This is a genomic window from Paenibacillus sp. SYP-B3998, assembly GCF_010820665.1.
GTDB lineage: Bacteria > Bacillota > Bacilli > Paenibacillales > NBRC-103111 > Paenibacillus_E.
Genome location: NZ_JAAIKC010000021.1, coordinates 18,590 through 39,449, shown reverse-complemented (window position 1 = coordinate 39,449; position 20,860 = coordinate 18,590). Strand labels below are relative to the sequence as shown.

24 protein-coding genes and 1 other annotated feature (1 of these 25 only partly in view) are annotated in these 20,860 nt (G+C 43.3%); all 24 genes read left to right on the top strand.

Going from position 1 to position 20,860, the window contains the following annotated elements:
* Positions 1 to 14: a sequence feature (ribosomal protein L10 leader region), on the top strand (it extends 140 nt beyond the left edge of the window).
* A gap of 66 nt (positions 15 to 80) precedes the next feature.
* Positions 81 to 590 (top strand): 50S ribosomal protein L10, encoded by a 510-nt coding sequence (gene rplJ, locus GK047_RS27480; protein ID WP_163953741.1) that lies wholly within the window; start codon positions 81 to 83, stop codon positions 588 to 590.
* A 54-nt stretch (positions 591 to 644) separates the two neighbouring features.
* Complete coding sequence (gene rplL / locus GK047_RS27475; RefSeq protein ID WP_090826719.1) at positions 645 to 1,010, top strand: 50S ribosomal protein L7/L12; 366 nt, start codon at positions 645 to 647, stop codon at positions 1,008 to 1,010.
* Between the two features lie 124 nt (positions 1,011 to 1,134).
* A complete protein-coding gene (locus GK047_RS27470; protein ID WP_163953782.1) occupies positions 1,135 to 1,731 on the top strand; it encodes a methyltransferase in 597 nt (198 codons plus the stop codon).
* Positions 1,732 to 2,088: 357 nt separating this feature from the next.
* Complete coding sequence (gene rpoB, locus GK047_RS27465; protein WP_163953740.1) at positions 2,089 to 5,625, top strand: DNA-directed RNA polymerase subunit beta; 3,537 nt, start codon at positions 2,089 to 2,091, stop codon at positions 5,623 to 5,625.
* Between the two features lie 69 nt (positions 5,626 to 5,694).
* The gene (gene rpoC / locus GK047_RS27460; protein WP_163953738.1) at positions 5,695 to 9,315 is read left to right on the top strand and encodes a DNA-directed RNA polymerase subunit beta'; all 3,621 of its coding nucleotides are present in this window, start codon (positions 5,695 to 5,697) and stop codon (positions 9,313 to 9,315) included.
* 179 nt (positions 9,316 to 9,494) lie between these two features.
* Complete coding sequence (locus GK047_RS27455) at positions 9,495 to 9,746, top strand: ribosomal L7Ae/L30e/S12e/Gadd45 family protein (protein ID WP_163953735.1); 252 nt, start codon at positions 9,495 to 9,497, stop codon at positions 9,744 to 9,746.
* Positions 9,747 to 9,905: 159 nt separating this feature from the next.
* The gene (gene rpsL / locus GK047_RS27450) at positions 9,906 to 10,325 is read left to right on the top strand and encodes a 30S ribosomal protein S12 (RefSeq protein ID WP_163953734.1); all 420 of its coding nucleotides are present in this window, start codon (positions 9,906 to 9,908) and stop codon (positions 10,323 to 10,325) included.
* 44 nt (positions 10,326 to 10,369) lie between these two features.
* Positions 10,370 to 10,840 carry a 30S ribosomal protein S7 gene (gene rpsG, locus GK047_RS27445; protein WP_163953732.1) on the top strand — a complete coding sequence of 157 codons (471 nt, stop codon included), beginning with the start codon at positions 10,370 to 10,372 and terminating at the stop codon, positions 10,838 to 10,840.
* A 38-nt stretch (positions 10,841 to 10,878) separates the two neighbouring features.
* The gene (fusA, locus tag GK047_RS27440) at positions 10,879 to 12,954 is read left to right on the top strand and encodes an elongation factor G (protein WP_163953730.1); all 2,076 of its coding nucleotides are present in this window, start codon (positions 10,879 to 10,881) and stop codon (positions 12,952 to 12,954) included.
* Positions 12,955 to 12,991: 37 nt separating this feature from the next.
* A complete protein-coding gene (gene tuf / locus GK047_RS27435; protein ID WP_163953728.1) occupies positions 12,992 to 14,182 on the top strand; it encodes an elongation factor Tu in 1,191 nt (396 codons plus the stop codon).
* 240 nt (positions 14,183 to 14,422) lie between these two features.
* Complete coding sequence (gene rpsJ / locus GK047_RS27430) at positions 14,423 to 14,731, top strand: 30S ribosomal protein S10 (protein WP_028557496.1); 309 nt, start codon at positions 14,423 to 14,425, stop codon at positions 14,729 to 14,731.
* A gap of 43 nt (positions 14,732 to 14,774) precedes the next feature.
* A complete protein-coding gene (gene rplC, locus GK047_RS27425) occupies positions 14,775 to 15,398 on the top strand; it encodes a 50S ribosomal protein L3 (RefSeq protein ID WP_163953726.1) in 624 nt (207 codons plus the stop codon).
* Positions 15,399 to 15,414: 16 nt separating this feature from the next.
* Positions 15,415 to 16,041, top strand: coding sequence for a 50S ribosomal protein L4 (rplD, locus tag GK047_RS27420; RefSeq protein WP_163953724.1), 627 nt, complete (start codon positions 15,415 to 15,417; stop codon positions 16,039 to 16,041).
* Positions 16,038 to 16,328: a 50S ribosomal protein L23 gene (gene rplW, locus GK047_RS27415; protein ID WP_163953722.1), complete on the top strand. Its 291-nt coding sequence runs from the start codon at positions 16,038 to 16,040 to the stop codon at positions 16,326 to 16,328. Before rplD ends, rplW begins: the two co-directional genes overlap by 4 nt.
* Positions 16,329 to 16,360: 32 nt before the next feature.
* Positions 16,361 to 17,191: a 50S ribosomal protein L2 gene (gene rplB / locus GK047_RS27410; RefSeq protein WP_163953720.1), complete on the top strand. Its 831-nt coding sequence runs from the start codon at positions 16,361 to 16,363 to the stop codon at positions 17,189 to 17,191.
* A 48-nt stretch (positions 17,192 to 17,239) separates the two neighbouring features.
* A complete protein-coding gene (gene rpsS, locus GK047_RS27405) occupies positions 17,240 to 17,518 on the top strand; it encodes a 30S ribosomal protein S19 (protein WP_163953718.1) in 279 nt (92 codons plus the stop codon).
* Positions 17,519 to 17,548: 30 nt separating this feature from the next.
* Entirely contained in the window at positions 17,549 to 17,881 is a 333-nt protein-coding gene (gene rplV / locus GK047_RS27400; protein ID WP_163953717.1) for a 50S ribosomal protein L22, read from the top strand.
* A 13-nt stretch (positions 17,882 to 17,894) separates the two neighbouring features.
* On the top strand, positions 17,895 to 18,557 hold the full coding sequence (rpsC, locus tag GK047_RS27395) for a 30S ribosomal protein S3 (protein WP_163953715.1): 663 nt from the start codon (positions 17,895 to 17,897) through the stop codon (positions 18,555 to 18,557).
* 3 nt (positions 18,558 to 18,560) lie between these two features.
* A complete protein-coding gene (gene rplP / locus GK047_RS27390; RefSeq protein WP_163953713.1) occupies positions 18,561 to 18,995 on the top strand; it encodes a 50S ribosomal protein L16 in 435 nt (144 codons plus the stop codon).
* Entirely contained in the window at positions 18,985 to 19,182 is a 198-nt protein-coding gene (rpmC, locus tag GK047_RS27385; RefSeq protein WP_028557487.1) for a 50S ribosomal protein L29, read from the top strand. Before rplP ends, rpmC begins: the two co-directional genes overlap by 11 nt.
* A gap of 27 nt (positions 19,183 to 19,209) precedes the next feature.
* Positions 19,210 to 19,473, top strand: coding sequence for a 30S ribosomal protein S17 (gene rpsQ, locus GK047_RS27380; protein WP_163953710.1), 264 nt, complete (start codon positions 19,210 to 19,212; stop codon positions 19,471 to 19,473).
* A 36-nt stretch (positions 19,474 to 19,509) separates the two neighbouring features.
* Positions 19,510 to 19,878 carry a 50S ribosomal protein L14 gene (rplN, locus tag GK047_RS27375; protein ID WP_028557485.1) on the top strand — a complete coding sequence of 123 codons (369 nt, stop codon included), beginning with the start codon at positions 19,510 to 19,512 and terminating at the stop codon, positions 19,876 to 19,878.
* A 39-nt stretch (positions 19,879 to 19,917) separates the two neighbouring features.
* The gene (rplX, locus tag GK047_RS27370) at positions 19,918 to 20,271 is read left to right on the top strand and encodes a 50S ribosomal protein L24 (RefSeq protein WP_240344311.1); all 354 of its coding nucleotides are present in this window, start codon (positions 19,918 to 19,920) and stop codon (positions 20,269 to 20,271) included.
* A 31-nt stretch (positions 20,272 to 20,302) separates the two neighbouring features.
* On the top strand, positions 20,303 to 20,845 hold the full coding sequence (rplE, locus tag GK047_RS27365) for a 50S ribosomal protein L5 (protein ID WP_163953708.1): 543 nt from the start codon (positions 20,303 to 20,305) through the stop codon (positions 20,843 to 20,845).
* Positions 20,846 to 20,860 lie beyond the last annotated feature (15 nt).

Genomic DNA, 20,860 nt, shown 5'->3' with positions numbered 1-20,860 from the left:
TTCTTATTTATAGATAAGAAATGCTGATGCTCCTACTGTTTGCGACTAGAAAGATAAATGCATAAGAAGTGAGGTGTATTATGGCAAACGCGAAAATTCTTGCAGAGAAAGAACTAGCAGTAGCTGAAGTGACTGAGAAGTTTAAAGCTAGTGCTTCTACAATTATAGCAGACTACCGCGGTTTGAACGTAGCTCAAGTAACACAGTTGCGCAAAACCTTGCGCGAAGCTGGTATTGAATTCGTAGTCCTCAAGAACTCGTTGGCTAGACGTGCATCGGCGAATGCTGAACTAAGCGCATTGGATGAGTACCTAACTGGTCCAACTGCTATTGCTTTCAGCAAAGACGATCTAGTTGCTCCAGCGAAAATCTTGACTGAATTTGCGAAAAAGAATGAACAATTGAGCGTAAAAGGTGGCGTGGTCGAAGGCCGCGTAGTTGGATACGATCAAATCAAAGCACTTGCAGAACTTCCATCCAGAGATGGTCTTCTCTCCATGTTGCTTAGCGTTCTTCAAGCTCCAGTTCGTAACTTTGCACTTGCTGTTAAAGCAGTGGCTGAGAAAAAAGAAGCTGAAGGTCAAGCTTAATTTTGTTTTACAACAACAACCACAAAATATATGAATGATAATGGAGGTTTAACCATGAGCAACAATGCAACGATCCTAGAAGCAATCAAAGGCATGACAATCTTGGAATTGAACGACCTGGTTAAAGCAATTGAAGAAGAGTTTGGCGTAACTGCAGCAGCTCCAGTAGCAGCAGGCGGCGGCGCAGCAGTAGCAGTTGAAGAAGCTCAAACTGAGTTTGATGTTATCTTGACTAGCGCTGGCGCATCCAAAATCAACGTTATTAAAGTTGTTCGCGAAATTACAGGTCTTGGCCTGAAAGAAGCGAAAGACTTGGTAGACGGCGCTCCTAAAGCTGTTAAAGAAAAAGTAGGCCAAGAAGAAGCAGAAGCAGTAAAAGCAAAACTTACAGAAGCAGGCGCTTCCGTAGAAGTGAAGTAATCTTTCAATCAGGGAACCTCTTGAAGCTAGACTTCAGGAGGTTTTTTTGCCAAATAGGAAAGCCTGGCGAACGAAGTGGTTATCGGTTTTCCTATTTGGTAAAAGACTAGGAGGCATCCATAACGTGTCAGAGCATTATTACACAAAACGTCCGTCGGTAGAACGCGATCTTCATACAATTCACGAAAAACTACATGGTAGAGCGTTTATTTTTACAACGGATGCAGGTGTTTTTTCGAAGAAAGGTGTAGATTACGGTAGCAAACACTTAATAGAAACTATGGAGTTTCTACCGAACGCGAAAGTGCTTGATGTGGGTTGTGGCTACGGCCCCATAGGCTTGACAGCTGCGTCTATGTGCCCAGAGGGGCATGTGACTATGGTAGATATCAATGAGCGAGCAATTGAGTTGGCTAATGATAATGCTAAGCGCAATGGGATTTCCAATGTAACAATTGTGCAAAGTGATTTATTGGAACAAGTGAAGGACCAAAAGTTCGATGCCGTTGTGACGAATCCTCCGATTCGAGCGGGTAAAGAAGTGGTTCATCGTATTTTTGTTGATGCCTACGATTGTCTAGTTGAAGGTGGATCGATCTGGGTCGTCATTCAAAAGAAACAGGGTGCGCCATCAGCAATGGCAAAGCTTGAAGCTATTTATACTGAAGTCACTGAGGTATCTAAGGATAAAGGTTATAGGATCTTGAAAGCGACGAAATAGGTAGTGAAAAGTATTTGTGGTAATTTGTTTGACTTGACATTTTAAATGTGGTATCATTGAAAAATGTCAGTATTAAGATGGGACACATGTCTTTAGTTAGCGAAAATGTCAAGTCTTTTTTTCGTCCGAGATGAATAAAATTTTAACCTATAACGTATAATGTTGGAATTTTAGGAAACTCTAACAGGATGAGAAGAAATATATGGAAAAGTCTTGTTGATTACAAAGAAAAACCTCCATCCATACAGTCGCTTGATAAGGACGGGCTCCACTAACGGAGGCGTCCTGAGTGTACGTCGGTAGAAGTTTTTCTTCTTTCTTTTTATTTAATGAGTAGACTTAAGGGGTGAATGAAAGTTGGCGGGACATCTTGTTCAATTTGGACGACGTAAACGCAGGACTTATGCACGTATTAATGAGGTGCTGGGCATTCCAAACTTAATTGAAATCCAGCAAAAATCGTATGAATGGTTTTTGGAAGAGGGACTCAGAGAGATGTTTCAAGATATCTCCCCAATTCAGGATTTTACAGGAAACCTAGTACTAGAATTTATTGACTATAGCTTAGGTGAGCCTAAGTATTCTGTTGATGAATCCAAAGAACGCGACGTTACTTATGCGGCGCCGTTAAGAGTCAAAGTCCGTTTGATTAACAGAGAAACTGGTGAGGTCAAGGAACAAGAAGTGTTCATGGGGGATTTCCCTATTATGACTGACACAGGCACTTTTATTATCAACGGTGCGGAGCGTGTAATCGTCTCCCAGCTCGTTCGTTCTCCCAGTGTCTATTATAGCACGAAAGTGGATAAAAACGGCAAAAAAACTTACACGGCAACGGTCATTCCTAACCGTGGAGCATGGTTGGAGCTAGAGACTGATGCGAAAGATATTATCTATGTTCGTATTGATCGCACGCGTAAAATTCCAGTCACTGTATTGCTGCGTTCATTAGGCTTTGGTACGGATGCTGAGATTTTGGATCTGCTTGGAGATAACGAATACATTCGTAATACGCTCGATAAAGATAACACTGATTCTACCGAAAAAGCGTTGATCGAAATCTATGAGCGTCTTCGTCCGGGTGAGCCTCCTACGCTTGATAATGCTAGAAGTTTGCTCGTTGCGCGTTTCTTTGATCCAAAACGTTATGATTTGGCTAATGTTGGTCGCTACAAAATTAATAAGAAACTTCATATTAAAAATAGATTGTTTAATCAGCGGTTAGCTGAAACTTTAGTTGACTCCGAAACTGGAGAGATTATTGCGGAAGCTGGACAATTACTTGATCGTCGTACGTTAGACGAAATCTTACCTTTTATTGAAAAAGGTGCTGGTTACAAAGAATTTTCCATTCCTAAAGGTGTTACTGATGTGGATATGATTCCTGTTCAGTGCATTAATGTGTATTCTCCGACTGAAGAAGGAAAAGTCGTGAAAGTGATTTCGAACGGAGTTATCGATAAGTCCGTTAAAAACATCACTCCTGCTGACATTATCTCTTCGATCAACTATTTTATTAACTTGCTGCATGGTATTGGTAACACGGATGATATTGATCACCTGGGTAACCGTAGACTCCGTTCAGTTGGTGAATTGCTTCAAAATCAATTCCGTATTGGTCTCTCCCGTATGGAACGTGTTGTTCGTGAGCGGATGTCCATTCAAGATGCTAACGTGATTACTCCACAAGCATTGATCAACATTCGACCTGTCATTGCTTCAATTAAAGAGTTCTTTGGTAGCTCGCAGCTCTCCCAGTTTATGGACCAAACGAATCCGCTTGCTGAATTGACGCACAAACGTCGGTTGTCCGCACTCGGGCCCGGTGGTTTGACGAGAGAGCGCGCAGGGATGGAAGTTCGTGACGTGCATCACTCTCACTATGGCCGTATGTGTCCAATTGAGACCCCAGAGGGTCCGAACATTGGTTTGATCAACTCCCTGTCTACATTTGCTCGTATTAATGAATATGGCTTCATTGAAGCTCCGTATCGTTGGGTAGATCCGAAATCAGGAGTAGTCACTGACCAAATCGCATATCTAACAGCAGACGAAGAGGATAATTATGTTATCGCTCAGGCGAACGCGGAGTTAGCTGAAGATGGTAAGTTTGTTGAAGAGTCGATTATCGTTCGTTACAAAGATGATAACTTAACGCTTCCAGTTGAGCGTGTAGATTACATGGACGTTTCGCCTAAACAAGTTGTTTCGGTGGCGACGGCCTTGATCCCGTTCCTTGAGAATGATGACTCTAACCGTGCGCTAATGGGTTCAAACATGCAGCGTCAAGCGGTTCCGCTTCTTATCCCTAAAGCTCCTTTGGTAGGTACGGGGATGGAACATAAAGTTGCTAAAGACTCAGGAGTTTGTATTGTATCCAAATTTGACGGAATTATCGAAAAGGCGGCAGCGAATGAAATTTGGCTGCGCCGTCAAGAACTTGTCGATGGCAAGCTTGTAAATGGTAACATCGTTAAGTATAAATTGCATAAGTTTATGCGTTCTAACCAAGGGACTTGTATCAACCAACGTCCAATTGTGAAAAAAGGACAATTGGTTAAAGCGGGCGACATTCTTGCCGATGGACCTTCCACAGAACAAGGGGAATTGGCGCTTGGACGTAACGTTGTAGTTGCCTTTATGACTTGGGAAGGTTACAACTATGAGGATGCGATCTTGCTAAGCCAGAAGCTTGTCAAAGAAGACGTGTACACTTCCATTCATATTGAAGAATATGAGTCTGAAGCGCGTGATACGAAGCTTGGGCCAGAGGAAATCACTCGTGATATTCCTAACGTTGGGGAAGATGCTCTCAAGAATCTTGATGAGCGTGGTATTATTCGTGTCGGTGCAGAAATCGGCGCAGGTGATATTCTCGTTGGTAAGGTGACACCGAAGGGTGTGACTGAATTAACAGCAGAAGAAAGATTACTTCATGCAATCTTCGGTGAGAAGGCTCGTGAAGTCCGCGACACCTCCCTACGCGTGCCGCATGGTACGGATGGTATCGTTGTTGATGTTAAAGTGTTCACGCGTGAGAATGGCGATGAACTGCCTCCTGGTGTGAATCAACTCGTTCGTGTTTATATCGCTCAGAAACGGAAAATTTCCGAGGGTGATAAAATGGCCGGACGTCATGGTAACAAAGGGGTTGTAGCTCGTATTCTTCCTGAAGAAGATATGCCTTTCCTACCGGATGGTACTCCAGTTGAAGTCGTTCTTAACCCGTTAGGCGTACCATCCCGTATGAACATTGGTCAAGTGCTTGAGGTTCACTTAGGTATGGCTTCTAAGTTCTTGGGTATCCACGCTGCTACTCCTGTATTTGATGGAGCGCGTGAGCATGACGTCTTCGATGCAATGGAAGAAGCTGGCATGCAACGTAGCGGTAAAACGATTCTATACGACGGTCGCACAGGAGAATCGTTCGAACGTGAAGTGACCGTAGGCGTCATGTATATGATCAAACTGGCGCACATGGTTGATGATAAAATTCATGCCCGCTCAACAGGGCCGTACTCGCTCGTTACTCAACAGCCGTTGGGTGGTAAAGCGCAGTTCGGTGGACAACGTTTCGGGGAAATGGAAGTATGGGCACTTGAGGCTTATGGAGCTGCCTATACCCTGCAAGAAATTCTTACGGTTAAATCCGATGACGTCGTAGGTCGTGTGAAAACGTACGAATCCATCGTTAAAGGCGAAAATGTCCCAGAACCAGGCGTCCCTGAATCATTCAAAGTTTTGATCAAAGAGCTTCAAAGTTTAGGTATGGATGTCAAAATCCTTTCCGGCAATGAAGAAGAGATCGAAATGAAAGAAATGGATGACGAAGACGAAGTGACTAGCGATAAATTGAACCTGAATTTAGAAGGCACCGAATTAGGGGTCGAATAAACTTTTATGTAATAGATCGAGCACCATTCGCAGCACAATAGGTTTAAATTCTTAAAGGAGGGTTGCTCCTTGATGGACGTTAACAACTTCGAGTTTATGAAAATCGGCTTGGCATCACCCGATAAAATTCGCTCTTGGTCCCGTGGGGAAGTAAAGAAGCCGGAAACGATTAACTACAGAACCTTAAAACCTGAGAAAGAAGGTCTTTTCTGTGAAAAGATCTTTGGACCCACCAAAGATTGGGAATGTCATTGCGGTAAATACAAGCGTGTTCGTTATAAAGGCGTCGTTTGTGACCGTTGTGGCGTAGAAGTAACCCGTCAGAAGGTTCGCCGTGAACGTATGGGTCATATTGAGCTAGCAGCTCCTGTTTCCCACATTTGGTATTTCAAAGGTATCCCAAGCCGCATGGGGCTTGCTTTGGATATGTCTCCAAGATCGTTGGAGGAAATTATCTATTTTGCTTCCTATGTGGTTACAGATCCGGGGGATACACCTTTGGAAAAGAAGCAATTGTTGTCCGAAAAAGAATACCGTAGCTATCGTGAGAAGTATGGCTATGCATTCCAAGCAGGAATGGGCGCTGAGGCGGTAAAAAAACTGCTTATCGACATCGATATTGAACGTGAAGTCGATACCTTGAAGGAAGAGCTTAAAACAGCTCAAGGGCAACGTCGTAATCGAGCGATTAAACGTTTAGAAGTTATGGAAGCTTTCCGTAACTCCAAAAATATGCCGGGGTGGATGGTTCTGGATGTACTTCCAGTCATTCCTCCTGAGCTTCGTCCTATGGTTCAATTGGATGGTGGGCGCTTTGCTACCTCCGATTTGAATGACTTGTATCGTCGTGTAATCAACCGTAACAACCGCTTGAAAAGATTGCTTGACCTAGGTGCGCCTGACATCATCGTGCAAAATGAGAAACGGATGCTTCAAGAAGCAGTCGATGCTCTAATTGACAATGGTCGTCGCGGACGCCCTGTTACAGGTCCTGGTAACCGTCCTTTGAAATCACTCAGCCATATGCTGAAGGGTAAACAAGGTCGGTTCCGTCAAAACTTGCTCGGTAAGCGCGTAGATTATTCTGGTCGTTCGGTTATCGTCGTAGGTCCTAACCTTAAAATGTACCAATGCGGGCTACCAAAAGAAATGGCACTTGAATTATTCAAGCCTTTCGTGATGAAGGAGCTTGTGAATAAAGGTTTGGCTCACAACATCAAGAGCGCGAAACGTAAAGTTGAACGCGTAAGTCCTGATGTATGGGATGTTCTTGAAGAAGTAATTAAGGAGCATCCGGTTCTATTGAACCGTGCCCCTACGCTGCATAGATTAGGGATTCAAGCGTTTGAGCCGATTCTCGTAGAAGGTCGCGCTATTAAACTTCATCCGCTCGTATGTACAGCATATAACGCTGACTTCGACGGTGACCAAATGGCTGTTCACGTACCGTTGTCTTCCGAGGCGCAAGCAGAGGCGCGCGTACTTATGCTCGCATCCGGAAATATCTTGAACCCTAAAGATGGTAAGCCGGTTGTTACACCTTCACAGGATATGGTTCTGGGGAGTTTCTACTTAACAACTGATAATAAATTTGCTAAAGGCGCTGGAGCTATTATTAGAACCGTGCATGAAGCAGTTTCTGCTTATCAATCGGGTAAAGCAGCTTTGCATGCTAGGGTAGCGGTGCCTGCAAAAGCACTGAACAAAACAAGCTTTACTGAGAAGCAGCAAAACGCAATGTTGATCACGACGATTGGTAAAATTATTATGAATGAGATTTTCCCGAGTGATTTCCCATTCATTAATGAACCAACCAAAACGAATCTATTGAATGGTATTCCAGATGCACACTTTGTTTTCGAAAAAGGCGCGGACCTCAGGTCTATTATGCTTGAACGAGAAGAAAACAAAGCTGTTGGTAAAGAATATTTGGGTTCCATTATTGCTGAGTGCTTCCGTAAATATCACACTACGCAAACTTCAATTATTCTTGATAAAATCAAGGAATTAGGGTTTACGTATTCGACTAAAGCGGGAATTACCGTAGCAGTTTCTGATGTTGTCGTGCCTACTGAAAAAGCGGGAATCTTGAAAGAGTGCGAAGAAAAAGTTCGTGTAGTAACGAACCAATATCGTCGTGGTTTGATTACCGATGAAGAGCGTTACGATCGCGTTATCGCGATTTGGAGTAAAGCCAAGGATGAAATCACTGAGATTTTGATGAAATCCCTTGATAAATATAACTCCATCAGCATGATGGTTGAATCTAAAGCACGGGGTAACAAATCTCAGATTACTCAGCTTGGCGGTATGCGTGGTTTGATGGCAAATCCATCTGGTAAAATTATGGAGTTGCCGATTAAATCCAATTTCCGTGAAGGTCTGACGATCCTAGAGTACTTTATTTCGACGCACGGTGCCCGTAAAGGTCTTGCCGATACAGCTTTGCGTACAGCGGATTCCGGTTACTTGACACGTCGACTTGTTGATGTTGCGCAAGATGTGATTGTCCGCGATGAAGATTGCGGAACGGATAAAGGTTTCATGGTGAGCAAAATTCAAGATGGTAAAGAGGTTATTGAAGATCTCTACGACCGTATTGAAGGACGTTATGCATTTGAAACGCTACGGAATCCTAAAACCGGCGAAGTCCTTGTACAACGTAATGAACTGATTGAATCCGGTATTGCCGATGCTATCATCGAAGCTGGAATTGAAAAACTACAAATTCGTTCTGTATTAAGCTGCCGTTCCCATCATGGCGTTTGTAAAAAATGCTATGGTCGTAACTTGGCAACAGGACAGTTTGTTGAAATTGGTGAAGCTGTCGGTATTATTGCAGCGCAATCCATTGGTGAGCCAGGAACACAGCTGACGATGCGTACGTTCCATACCGGTGGTGTTGCTGGAGATGATATTACGCAAGGTTTGCCGCGTATTCAAGAGCTTTTCGAAGCGCGTAATCCGAAAGGGCAGGCCATCATTTCTGAAATTGATGGTGTTGTTAAAGAAATCCGTGAAGCTAAGGACCGTCGTGAAATTGAGGTCCAAGGTGAAGCTGAATCTAAAGTATATGCAGTTCCTTACGGATCTCGTGTACGCGCCACTGTAAATCAGCAAATTGAAGCTGGTGATGAGCTGACAGACGGATCAATCGATCCTAAGGAAATGCTTCGTATTAAGGGTATTCGCGGCGTACAGAACTACATTCTGCAAGAAGTACAACGCGTTTATCGTAACCAAGGGGTAGAAATTAACGATAAGCATATTGAAGTTATGGTTCGCCAAATGCTTCGCAAAATCCGTATCGTTGATGCTGGTGACACGACGTTGCTACCTGGTTCCTTCGTAGACATTCATGAATATGAAGAAGCTAACAAAGTAGCCTTGTTCGCAGGTACTGAGCCAGCGGTTGCAAGACCGATCTTGCTTGGTATTACCAAAGCCTCCCTAGAAACAGATTCATTCCTTTCCGCGGCGTCTTTCCAAGAGACAACTCGTGTCTTGACAGATGCAGCGATCAAAGGGAAGGTTGACCAATTACTCGGCTTGAAAGAGAATGTAATTATCGGTAAGTTAATTCCGGCTGGTACAGGAATGCCTCGCTACCGGAACATCCGAATTACAGATCCCAACGCAGAATTGGTAGCAGATGAAGACTTGGAAAAAGAGACTGTAACAGTCGAATAAATGAATATAGATGAGGACGGGAAAGCCACTCTACTTGAAGTGAGCTTTCCCGTCCTCATGCTTTTTAAGATTTTTAAATGAAGTGCAAGTAAATTGTTGACACTACACGCTGAAAATGCTAATATATCGTAGTGTGCCTAAGTTACTATTCCTTTCCTGCACTTTGGAGGATGAGCTTTATGTCTTATGATAAAGTCAAACAGGCAAAGAATATAAGTGTTGGTACAAAGAAAGCTACTAAAATTGTTGAACAAGGCAAGGCAATAGAAGTTTTTGTTGCCAAAGATGCAGATCCGCGATTGACGATAAAACTGGTTAACCTCTGTAATAAGATGGATATACCTGTAACCTACGTTGATTCTATGAAGATGCTAGGTAGAGCATGTGGAATTGAAGTTGGAGCTGCGGTAGCAGCTGTTGTAAATGAATAAACATAAAGATGTTTTTGTCATTGGATTTCGTGATATAGTTTTTTGGAACTTTGATCGGGACTGTGGTAAGGACTTTTCCTTTGCTCATTTATGACTCGCCTGGATCTGTGGGCTTGCAAGAAACTAAACGCGTTATGAATTTAGGAAGGAGGTGGCGATATGCCAACAATTAACCAACTAGTACGTAAAGGTCGTCAAGCGAAGGTGGATAAATCTAAATCCCCAGCTTTACAAAGAGGGTTTAATGCTTTGAAAAGAGAGTCAACTGATTTGAGTGCTCCTCAAAAACGTGGTGTCTGCACGCGTGTAGGTACAATGACTCCTAAGAAGCCTAACTCCGCACTTCGTAAATATGCACGTGTTCGTTTGACGAACCGCGTAGAGGTGACAGCTTACATTCCAGGTATCGGTCACAACCTGCAAGAACACAGTGTTGTATTGATTCGTGGAGGCAGAGTAAAAGATCTTCCAGGGGTACGTTATCACATCGTTCGTGGCGCGCTGGATACTTCCGGTGTTAATAACCGTAAACAATCCCGTTCCAAGTATGGTACAAAACGTCCGAAAGTTAAAAAATAAGAGATAATAATCAGGAATGATTCTTATAAGAAAGGGGGATAACTATGCCTCGTAAAGGTCCAGTTACTCGCAGAGACGTATTACCAGATCCTATTTATAATAGCAAACTTGTTACTCGTCTTATCAATCGTATTATGATTGATGGAAAAAGAGGGGTAGCACAATCCATTCTATACAACGCTTTTAACCTCGTGAAAGATCGTACAGGTAAAGAGCCGATGGAAGTGTTCGAACAAGCGATTAAAAACATCATGCCAGTACTAGAAGTTAAAGCTCGCCGTGTAGGTGGAGCAAACTATCAAGTGCCTATCGAAGTAAGACCTGAACGTCGTTCGACATTAGGTCTGCGTTGGTTGGTTAACTATTCCCGTCTTCGCGGTGAGAAGACGATGGAAGAAAGATTGGCTAATGAAATTATCGATGCTAGCAACAGCACGGGTTCTTCTGTGAAAAAACGTGAAGATACTCACAAAATGGCTGATGCAAACCGTGCGTTTGCTCACTACCGTTTCTAGTATAAATATTTAATTATAGAAAGGAGACGTACCGACCTATGGCTAGAGAGTTCTCCTTAAAGAACACACGTAATATCGGGATCATGGCTCATATTGATGCTGGTAAAACGACTACAACAGAGCGCATTCTTTACTACACTGGTAAAGTTCACAAAATCGGCGAAGTGCACGAAGGTGCAGCGACGATGGACTGGATGGAGCAAGAACAAGAGCGCGGAATTACGATTACTTCCGCTGCTACGACTGCGCAATGGGAAGGTCACCGCATCAATATCATTGATACTCCGGGGCACGTTGACTTTACCGTTGAGGTAGAGCGTTCCCTTCGTGTGTTAGATGGAGCAGTTGGTGTATTTAGTGCGAAAGAAGGCGTTGAGCCTCAATCGGAAACAGTTTGGAGACAAGCTGATAAATACAACGTTCCTCGGATTGCATACGTTAATAAAATGGACATCATCGGAGCTGATTTCTTGGCTGTTGTTGATTCTATGCGTCAAAAACTTGGTGCAAATGCAGTTGCTATTCAACTTCCGATCGGTGCTGAGAATGAATTCAAAGGCATTATCGACCTAGTTGAACAAGTAGCTTACATGTACAAAGATGATCTTGGTAAGGATATCGAGAAAGTTGAAATCCCTGCTGAGTTCAAAGATAAAGTCGCAGAACTTAGGTTGGAACTTGTCGAGAAAGTTGCTGAGCTTGATGAAGAGCTTACAATGAAATACCTTGAGGGTGAAGAACTTACTGTTGACGAAATCAAAGCTGCTCTACGTAAAGGTGTCTGCGAAGTGAAAATCTTCCCAGTTATCGTAGGGTCATCATACAGAAACAAAGGCGTTCAATTGATGCTAGATGCAGTTATTAGCTATCTGCCTTCACCTTTGGACGTTCCAGATATCAAAGGACTTCTTGACGATGGTTCCGAAGTGATTCGTAAGTCTGCTGATGACCAACCGTTCTCAGCGCTTGCTTTCAAAATCATGACGGATCCTTTCGTAGGAAGACTTACATTCTTCCGTGTTTATTCAGGTGTTTTAAGTTCAGGCTCTTATGTACTTAATGCTACTAAAGGTAAACGTGAGCGTGTTGGTCGTATCCTTCAAATGCATGCGAACAGTCGTCAAGAAATTTCTGATGTTTACTCCGGTGACATCGCGGCTGCCGTTGGTCTGAAAGATACAACGACTGGTGATACACTTTGTGATGAGAAAAATCCAGTTATTCTTGAGAGAATGGTCTTTCCTGAACCGGTTATCCAGCTTGCTGTTGAACCGAAGACGAAAGCGGATCAAGATAAAATGGGTATCGCTTTGCAAAAGCTTGCTGAAGAAGATCCTACTTTCCGTGCTCACACAGACGAAGAAACGGGTCAAACGATCATTGCAGGTATGGGTGAGCTTCACCTTGAAATCCTCGTTGACCGTATGCTTCGCGAGTTTAAAGTAGAAACCAACGTAGGTAAACCTCAAGTTGCTTACAGAGAAACTTTCCGTGCGGCAGCTAAAGTGGAAGGTAAATTCGTACGCCAATCTGGTGGCCGTGGACAATACGGACATTGTTGGGTTGAATTCGCTCCACAAGAAGCTGGAGCTGGATTCTTGTTCGAAAGCAAAGTCGTGGGCGGTTCTATTCCTAGAGAGTACATCGCACCTATTCAAGCTGGTATTGAAGAGTCCATGAAAAACGGTGTAATCGCAGGATTCCCGCTTGTGGATATCAAAGCTACTGTTGTCGATGGTTCTTACCACGATGTTGACTCCAATGAAATGGCGTTTAAAATCGCAGGATCCATGGCACTTAAAGCAGCTAAAGAAAAATGTAAACCGGTTCTTCTTGAGCCAATCATGAAGGTTGAAGTTACTGTGCCTGAAGAGTACATGGGAGATGTTATGGGTGACCTTAACTCTCGTCGTGGACGCATTGAGGGTATGGACAACCGTCATGGAGCGCAAATCATCCGTGCTAAGGTACCTCTTTCCGAAATGTTTGGTTATTCCACAACACTTCGTTCGAGAACTCAAGGCCGTGGTGTGTATTCCATGGAACTTTCACATTATGAAGAAGTACCTAAGTCCATTGCAGAAGAAATTATTGCTAAGGGCAAAGGCGCTTAATATAAACTATTAGTTACTCTAAGGAGGAATCGTTTAAATGGCAAAGGCTAAGTTTGAACGTAACAAACCGCATGTTAATATCGGTACTATCGGTCACGTTGACCATGGTAAAACAACTTTAACAGCTGCTATTACAACTGTATTGTCCAAAAGATACGGTGGAGCTGCAGTAGCATTTGATCAAATCGATAAAGCACCAGAAGAGCGCGAGCGCGGTATCACAATCTCCACAGCTCACGTTGAGTACGAAACTCCTAACCGTCACTACGCACACGTAGACTGCCCAGGACATGCTGACTATGTTAAAAACATGATCACTGGTGCTGCACAAATGGACGGAGCGATTCTGGTTGTATCCGCAGCTGACGGTCCTATGCCGCAAACTCGTGAGCATATCCTTCTTTCCCGTCAAGTAGGCGTACCTTATATCGTAGTATTCCTTAACAAATGTGACATGGTTGAAGATGATGAGTTGCTTGAATTGGTTGAGATGGAAGTTCGCGACCTTCTTAACGAATATGAGTTCCCAGGCGATGATACTCCAATCATCCGTGGAGCAGCTCGTGAAGCTCTTCAAAACCCAGATGGTCCTTGGGCTGACAAAATTATCGAATTGTTTGAACAAGTCGATACTTACATCCCGACTCCAGAGCGTCAAACTGACAAACCTTTCCTTATGCCAGTTGAGGATGTATTCTCAATCACAGGCCGTGGTACAGTTGCTACGGGTCGTGTAGAGCGTGGAACTGTTAAAGTACAAGAAGAAGTTGAAATCGTTGGTATTGCTGAAGAAACTCGTAAATGCATCGTAACTGGTGTAGAGATGTTCCGCAAATTGCTTGATTCCGCTCAAGCTGGTGACAACATTGGAGCATTGCTTCGTGGTGTAGACCGTAAAGATATCGAGCGTGGACAAGTTCTTGCTAAACCAGGTTCAGTTAAACCACACACGAACTTCACAGCACAAATCTACGTTCTAACTAAAGAAGAGGGTGGCCGTCATAAGCCTTTCTTCACAGGTTACCGTCCTCAGTTCTACTTCCGTACAACTGACGTAACTGGAATCATTTCCCTTCCAGAAGGTACTGAAATGGTAATGCCAGGTGATAACATCACTGTTACTGTTGAATTGATCAACCCAATCGCAATCGAAGAAGGTACACGCTTCGCGATTCGTGAAGGCGGACGTACTGTTGGTGCGGGCGCGGTTGCTACAATTCAAAAATAAGGCTTTTCATATAGAGAAAAACTCACCGTTTATGCGGTGAGTTTTTTTTTAGGTGCATGACTAATATTTCGCTTGCATTTTGTTGTGATATTTTATATACTATATAACGTTGGTCTGTGACGTTGCGATGATGTGAGAGGTTGCCGACACACCCGGACCCTTTGCCATGGTGAAGGAAAGTCGGAGAATTTTCACGGAGTATGTCCGATAATAAATTGGGCGATAGAAGGAGGGACTTATATGGCAAAGCAAAAAATTCGTATCCGTTTGAAAGCTTATGATCACAGAATCATTGATCAATCAGCTGAGAAAATCGTGGAAACTGCCAAGCGATCCGGTGCAGGTGTATCCGGTCCGATTCCGCTTCCGACAGAGAAGCAAATCATCACGATTCTTCGTGCGGTACACAAGTACAAGGATTCGCGCGAGCAATTCGAAATGCGTACGCATAAGCGTCTTATCGATATTGTGAATCCAACACCACAAACAGTTGATGCTTTGATGCGACTAGACTTACCGTCTGGTGTTGACATCGAGATCAAACTGTAAAACAAATAGAATGAACGTTTAGGAAGGAAATGAGGTGTCAACGATGAAAGGTATCTTAGGAAAAAAACTTGGGATGACACAGTTGTTTACTCCGGAAGGTAATGTTGTTCCGGTAACTGTCATTCAAGCGGGACCGTGTGTGGTTCTGCAAAAGAAAGATGTGGATAACGACGGATATGAGTCCATCCAGATCGGTTTTGATGATGTTAAAGCTAGCAGAATCATTAAGCCAGAGCTTGGCCATGCGAAAAAAGCAGGGGCAACACCTAAGCGCTACGTTAAAGAAATTCGCGGCGTTCAGTTGGCTGATTATGAAGTTGGCCAGGAATTGAAGGCAGATCTGTTTACAGAAGGCGAATTCGTTGATGTATCGGGTACTTCCAAAGGTAAAGGTTTCCAAGGTAACATCAAAAGACATAACCAGTCCAGAGGGCCGATGGCTCACGGATCACGTTATCACCGCGGACCAGGTTCCATGGGTTCCATTCAAGCAAACCGTGTTCCTAAAGGTAAGAACCTTCCAGGACAAATGGGTAATGAAACAGTTACATTGCAAAACCTTCAAATTATTAAAGTAGATGCTGAACGTAACGTATTGTTGGTTAAAGGTTCCATTCCGGGTCCTAAAAACAGCTATGTTAGCGTTAAGTCTGCTGTGAAAAAGTAAGAAAGGAGGAAGACAGATGCCAAAAGTAGCTTTATATAATGTAACAGGTGCTCAGGTAGGGGAAATTGAACTGTCTGACGTTGTTTTCGGAATTGAGCCTCACGTTCACGCGATTCATGAAGCGGTTCTATTGCAACAAGCAGCTGTGCGTCAAGGTACTCACAAAACTAAAGGTCGTTCTGAAGTTCGCGGTGGCGGACGTAAACCTTGGAAACAAAAAGGTACGGGACGTGCGCGTCAAGGTAGTATCCGCGCTCCGCAATGGAAAGGCGGCGGTACTGTATTTGGACCGACACCTCGTAGCTATGGTTACAAACTGCCTAAAAAAGTTCGTCGTTTGGCGATTAAATCTGCTTTGTCTTCGAAAGTAATCGATAACGAATTGATCGTACTGGATCAACTTCAATTGAATGCTCCTAAGACTAAAGAATTCGTAGCCATCTTGAACAACCTGAAAGTTGAAAGAAAAGCTCTAATTGTAGGCGTTGCTAACGACTCCAATGTTGCACTTTCCGCTCGTAATATCCCAGGTGTGAAATTTGTTGCTGCTGATGGAATCAATGTTCTGGATGTTATGTTATATGACAAACTGATCATTACGAAGGAAGCTGTACAAAAGGTAGAGGAGGTGCTTGCACAATGAAAAATCCACGCGACATTATCAAGCGCCCGATCATCACTGAGCGTACAAGCGACCTGATGGCTAATAAAAAATACGTTTTCGAAGTAGATCTTCGTGCTAACAAAACGGAAATTAAACAAGCTATCGAAGCCATTTTCAAGGTTAAAGTTACAAATGTAAACACACTCAGAATGCCAGCTAAGCCTAAACGTTATGGTCGTCACTCTGGTTACACTTCCATTTGGAAGAAAGCTATCGTGTCCCTGAGCGCTGAAAGCAAAGAATTGGAATTCTTTGAAACGGTATAAACCCTATCTCTTAAAGTAAGGAGGAAATCAGAGTGCCAATTAAAAAATATAAACCAACCTCACCAGCTCGACGCGCGATGTCGGTTTCTACTTTTGAAGAAATCACAACATCAACACCTGAGAAATCATTGCTTTCTCCTCTGTTCAAGCATGCTGGTCGTAACAACCAAGGTAAAATTACGGTTCGTCACCACGGTGGTGGTCACAAACGTAAATACCGTATTATTGATTTCAAACGTACCAAAGATGGAATACCAGGACGCGTTGCTACAGTTGAGTACGATCCTAACCGTTCCGCTAACATTGCATTGATTCACTATGCAGATGGTGAGAAAAGATACATTATCGCTCCTAAAGGTCTTAAAGTGGATGATAAAATCGTATCAGGACCACAATCAGATATCAAAGTAGGTAACGCGCTTCCTTTGGAAAACATTCCAGTAGGTACAGTTATCCACAATATCGAGTTGAAGCCAGGTAAAGGTGCTCAATTGGTTCGTGCTGCTGGAACTGAAGCTCAACTTCTTGGTAAAGAAGAATCTTACGTAACAATTCGTCTTTCATCTGGCGAAGTTCGTAAAGTACTTAAAGTTTGCCGCGCGACAATCGGATCTGTAGGTAACGAAGATCATGAGCTCGTTAAAATCGGTAAAGCTGGACGTAATCGTTGGAAAGGTAATCGTCCTCAAGTTCGTGGGGTTGTAATGAACCCTAATGATCACCCACACGGTGGTGGTGAAGGACGCGCGCCAATCGGACGTAAATCACCTATGTCTCCATGGGGTAAACCTACGCTCGGTTTCAAAACTCGTAAAAAAGGTAAAGCATCCGATAAATACATTGTACGTCGCCGTACGAAGTAATCTAGGATACATTAATTTTCGTGAGGTTCAAGGAAGGGAGGAACATCCATGGGTCGCAGCTTAAAGAAAGGTCCATTTATTGATGGATACTTGCTGAAAAAAGTAGAAGACTTGAACACTTCCAGTAAAAAAGTGGTTATCAAAACTTGGTCCCGTCGTTCTACAATTTTCCCACAATTCGTAGGTCACACATTTGGTGTCTATGATGGAAGAAAACACGTGCCTGTATATGTAACAGAAGATATGGTTGGACACAAGCTTGGTGAGTTTGCACCAACTCGTACTTACAAAGGTCACGACGACGACAAGAAAACCGGAAAACGCTAATTGCATTTTTAACCGAGAGGAGGTACTACCATGCAAGCTAAAGCAATATTGAACCACGCTCGGATTGCTCCTCGTAAAGCTAAGTTAGTTGTTGACTTGATTCGGGGAAAAGCGGTAGGTGAAGCGATTGCGATTCTGCGTCACACACCAAAAGCAGCTTCTCCTATTTTGGAGAAACTTCTGAATTCCGCAATTGCCAATGCAGAGCATAACTATTCATTAGATCCAAATAAACTAATTGTCACTGAAACGTTTGTTAACCAAGGACCAACAATGAAAAGGTTCCAACAACGTGCGATGGGTCGCGCAAGCGCAATTAGAAAACGTACCAGCCACATTACAATCGTGGTATCTGAAAAATAAGGAGGGATAACGTGTGGGTCAGAAAGTAAACCCGGTAGGCCTTAGGATCGGTATTATTCGTGATTGGGAGTCCAAATGGTTCGCAGAAAAAGATTTTGGAACTCTGCTGCTTGAAGACGTCAAAATCCGTGAATACTTGAAAAATAAATTAAAAGATTCTGCAGTATCCCACATCGAAATCGAACGCGCGGCTAACCGTGTGAACGTTACGATTCAAACTGCGAAACCAGGTATGGTTATTGGTAAAGGTGGAGCGGAAGTTGAAGTAATTCGCAACTACATCGCTGCTATGTCCAATAAAAAAGTACACATTAACATTTCCGAAATTAAAAGTCCTGATCTTGATGCGATTTTGGTAGCAGAAGCTATTGCACTTCAATTGGAGCGTCGTGTTTCATTCCGTCGTGCTATGAAACAAGCTATGCAAAGAACGATGAGATCCGGTGCTAAAGGTATTAAAGTTGCAACTAGCGGACGTCTTGGCGGTGCTGAGATTGCTCGTACGGAAGGATACAGCGAAGGAACAGTTCCACTTCATACACTTCGCGCGGATATCGATTATGGTACTGCTGAAGCGGCCACCACTTACGGACGTATTGGTGTTAAAGTATGGATTTACCGTGGAGAAGTTCTTCCGACAGCTAAGAAAAAGGCTCAGCCGGAAGGAGGAAATTAAATCATGTTAGTACCTAAACGTGTGAAACACCGTAAAGAACACCGCGGTAGCATGAAAGGTCGCGCTAAAGGCGGAACGGAAGTAGCTTTTGGCGAATATGGTCTGCAAGCAGTAGAACCGGCTTGGGTATCCAACCGCCAAATTGAAGCAGCTCGTATTGCCATGACACGTTATATTAAACGTGGCGGTAAAGTTTGGATTAAAATTTTCCCAGCTAAACCAGTTACTCAAAAACCGCTTGAAGTTCGTATGGGTAGTGGTAAAGGTAACGTGGAAAAATGGGTTTCCGTAGTAAAACCGGGCAAAATTTTGTTTGAATTAGCGGGTGTTAGCGAAGAGGTTGCTCGCGAAGCGATGCGTCTTGCAGCTCACAAGCTTCCAATCAAAACGAAGTTCGTGAAAAGAGATGAAGTAGGCGGTGAAGCAAATGAAGGGTAGTGAATTCCGGAACTTAACCACTGCTGAGATCGAGCAAAAAGTGAATGGTTTTAAAGAAGAACTCTTTAACCTCCGTTTTCAACTAGCTACCGGTCAATTAGACAACCCGACTCAAATTCGCGATTTGCGTAAAGAGATCGCTCGTGCCAAGACAATTTTGCGTGAAAGAGAATTGGGTATTGGGTAACCAAATCTAGAAGGGAGGGTTCCTTAGATGGCTGAACGCAATGAGCGTAAAGTGCAGATCGGTAAAGTAGTCAGCGATAAAATGGAAAAAACCATCGTCGTTGCTGTAGAAACTTACAAAAAACATGATCTCTATCACAAGAGAATCAAATATACGAAAAAATTCAAGGCTCATGATGAAAACAACCAAGCGAAAATCGGCGACACTGTGAAAATAGCAGAGACTAGACCTTTGTCCAAAGATAAAAGCTGGAGACTTGTTGAAATCGTGGAAGTCGGAGTAGTAATCTAACAAATCTAGTCATGAACCCCGAAAGGAGGGAATACGATGATTCAACCATTTACTCGTTTGGCCGTCGCTGATAACTCTGGTGCTAAGCAATTAATGTGTATCCGCGTTTTGGGTGGTACAGGTCGTCGCGTTGGTCACATCGGTGATTTAATCGTCTGTTCAGTAAAAGAAGCAACACCAGGTGGCGTTGTCAAAAAGGGTGACGTTGTTAAAGCGGTTATCGTTCGTACGAAGAGCGGTGCTCGCCGTAAGGACGGTTCATACATCTCTTTTGATGAAAATGCAGCTGTAATCGTTAAAGAAGATAAAAGTCCACGCGGTACGCGTATCTTTGGACCAGTAGCACGTGAACTGCGTGACAGAGATTTTATGAAAATCGTATCCTTGGCTCCAGAAGTTATCTAATAGAGCGTTGAAGTATGTTTTCAGGAGGTGTAGAAGACAATGCCAAGAACAAAAAAGAGACTTGAGTCTCATAACAATAAACTGCACGTTAAAAAAGACGATACGGTTTTTGTAATCACTGGTAAAGATAAAGGTAAGAAAGGCCGCGTAATCGCTGCTTACCCTCGTCAAAACCGTGTACTTGTTGAAGGTGTAAACATGGTTAAGAAACATGCAAAGCCTTCCCAACAAAACCCTCAAGGCGGTATCTTGAATCAAGAAGCAGCAATTCATGTTTCTAACGTGATGTTGATTGATCCTAAGAGCGGCAAACCTACTCGCGTAGGATATAAAGTTTTAGACAACGGAACTAAAGTTCGCGTAGCTAAAAAATCCGGTGAAGTCATCGACTAGTACAACTAGCAAGGAAAGGAGGTAACTGAACATGTCAGTAAGAATGAAAGATCGTTATCTGAACGAAATCACACCAGCGTTAATTCAAAAGTTCAACTACTCCACAGTGATGCAAGTTCCAAAAGTTGAGAAAATCGTTATCAACATGGGTGTTGGTGAAGCTGTTTCTAACTCGAAAGTTCTTGATACTGCTGTAGAAGATCTTCAAAAAATTGCTGGTCAAAAACCAGTTGTAACAAAATCCAAAAAGTCAATCGCGGGTTTTAAACTTCGTGAGAACATGCCGATTGGTACGAAGGTAACTCTTCGTGGCGAGCGTATGTACTACTTCTTGGATAAACTCTTCAACGTTGCGCTTCCGCGCGTACGTGACTTCCGTGGTATTTCTAACAAAGCTTTTGATGGCCGTGGTAACTACACATTGGGTCTGAAAGAGCAGTTGATTTTCCCAGAGATCGAATATGATAAAATCGATAAAGTTCGTGGTATGGATATCGTTATCGTAACAACGGCGAAGTCCGACGAAGAAGCTCGCGAGCTTTTAACACAACTCGGGGCGCCTTTCGTTAAATAGGTTACCAATCGTACC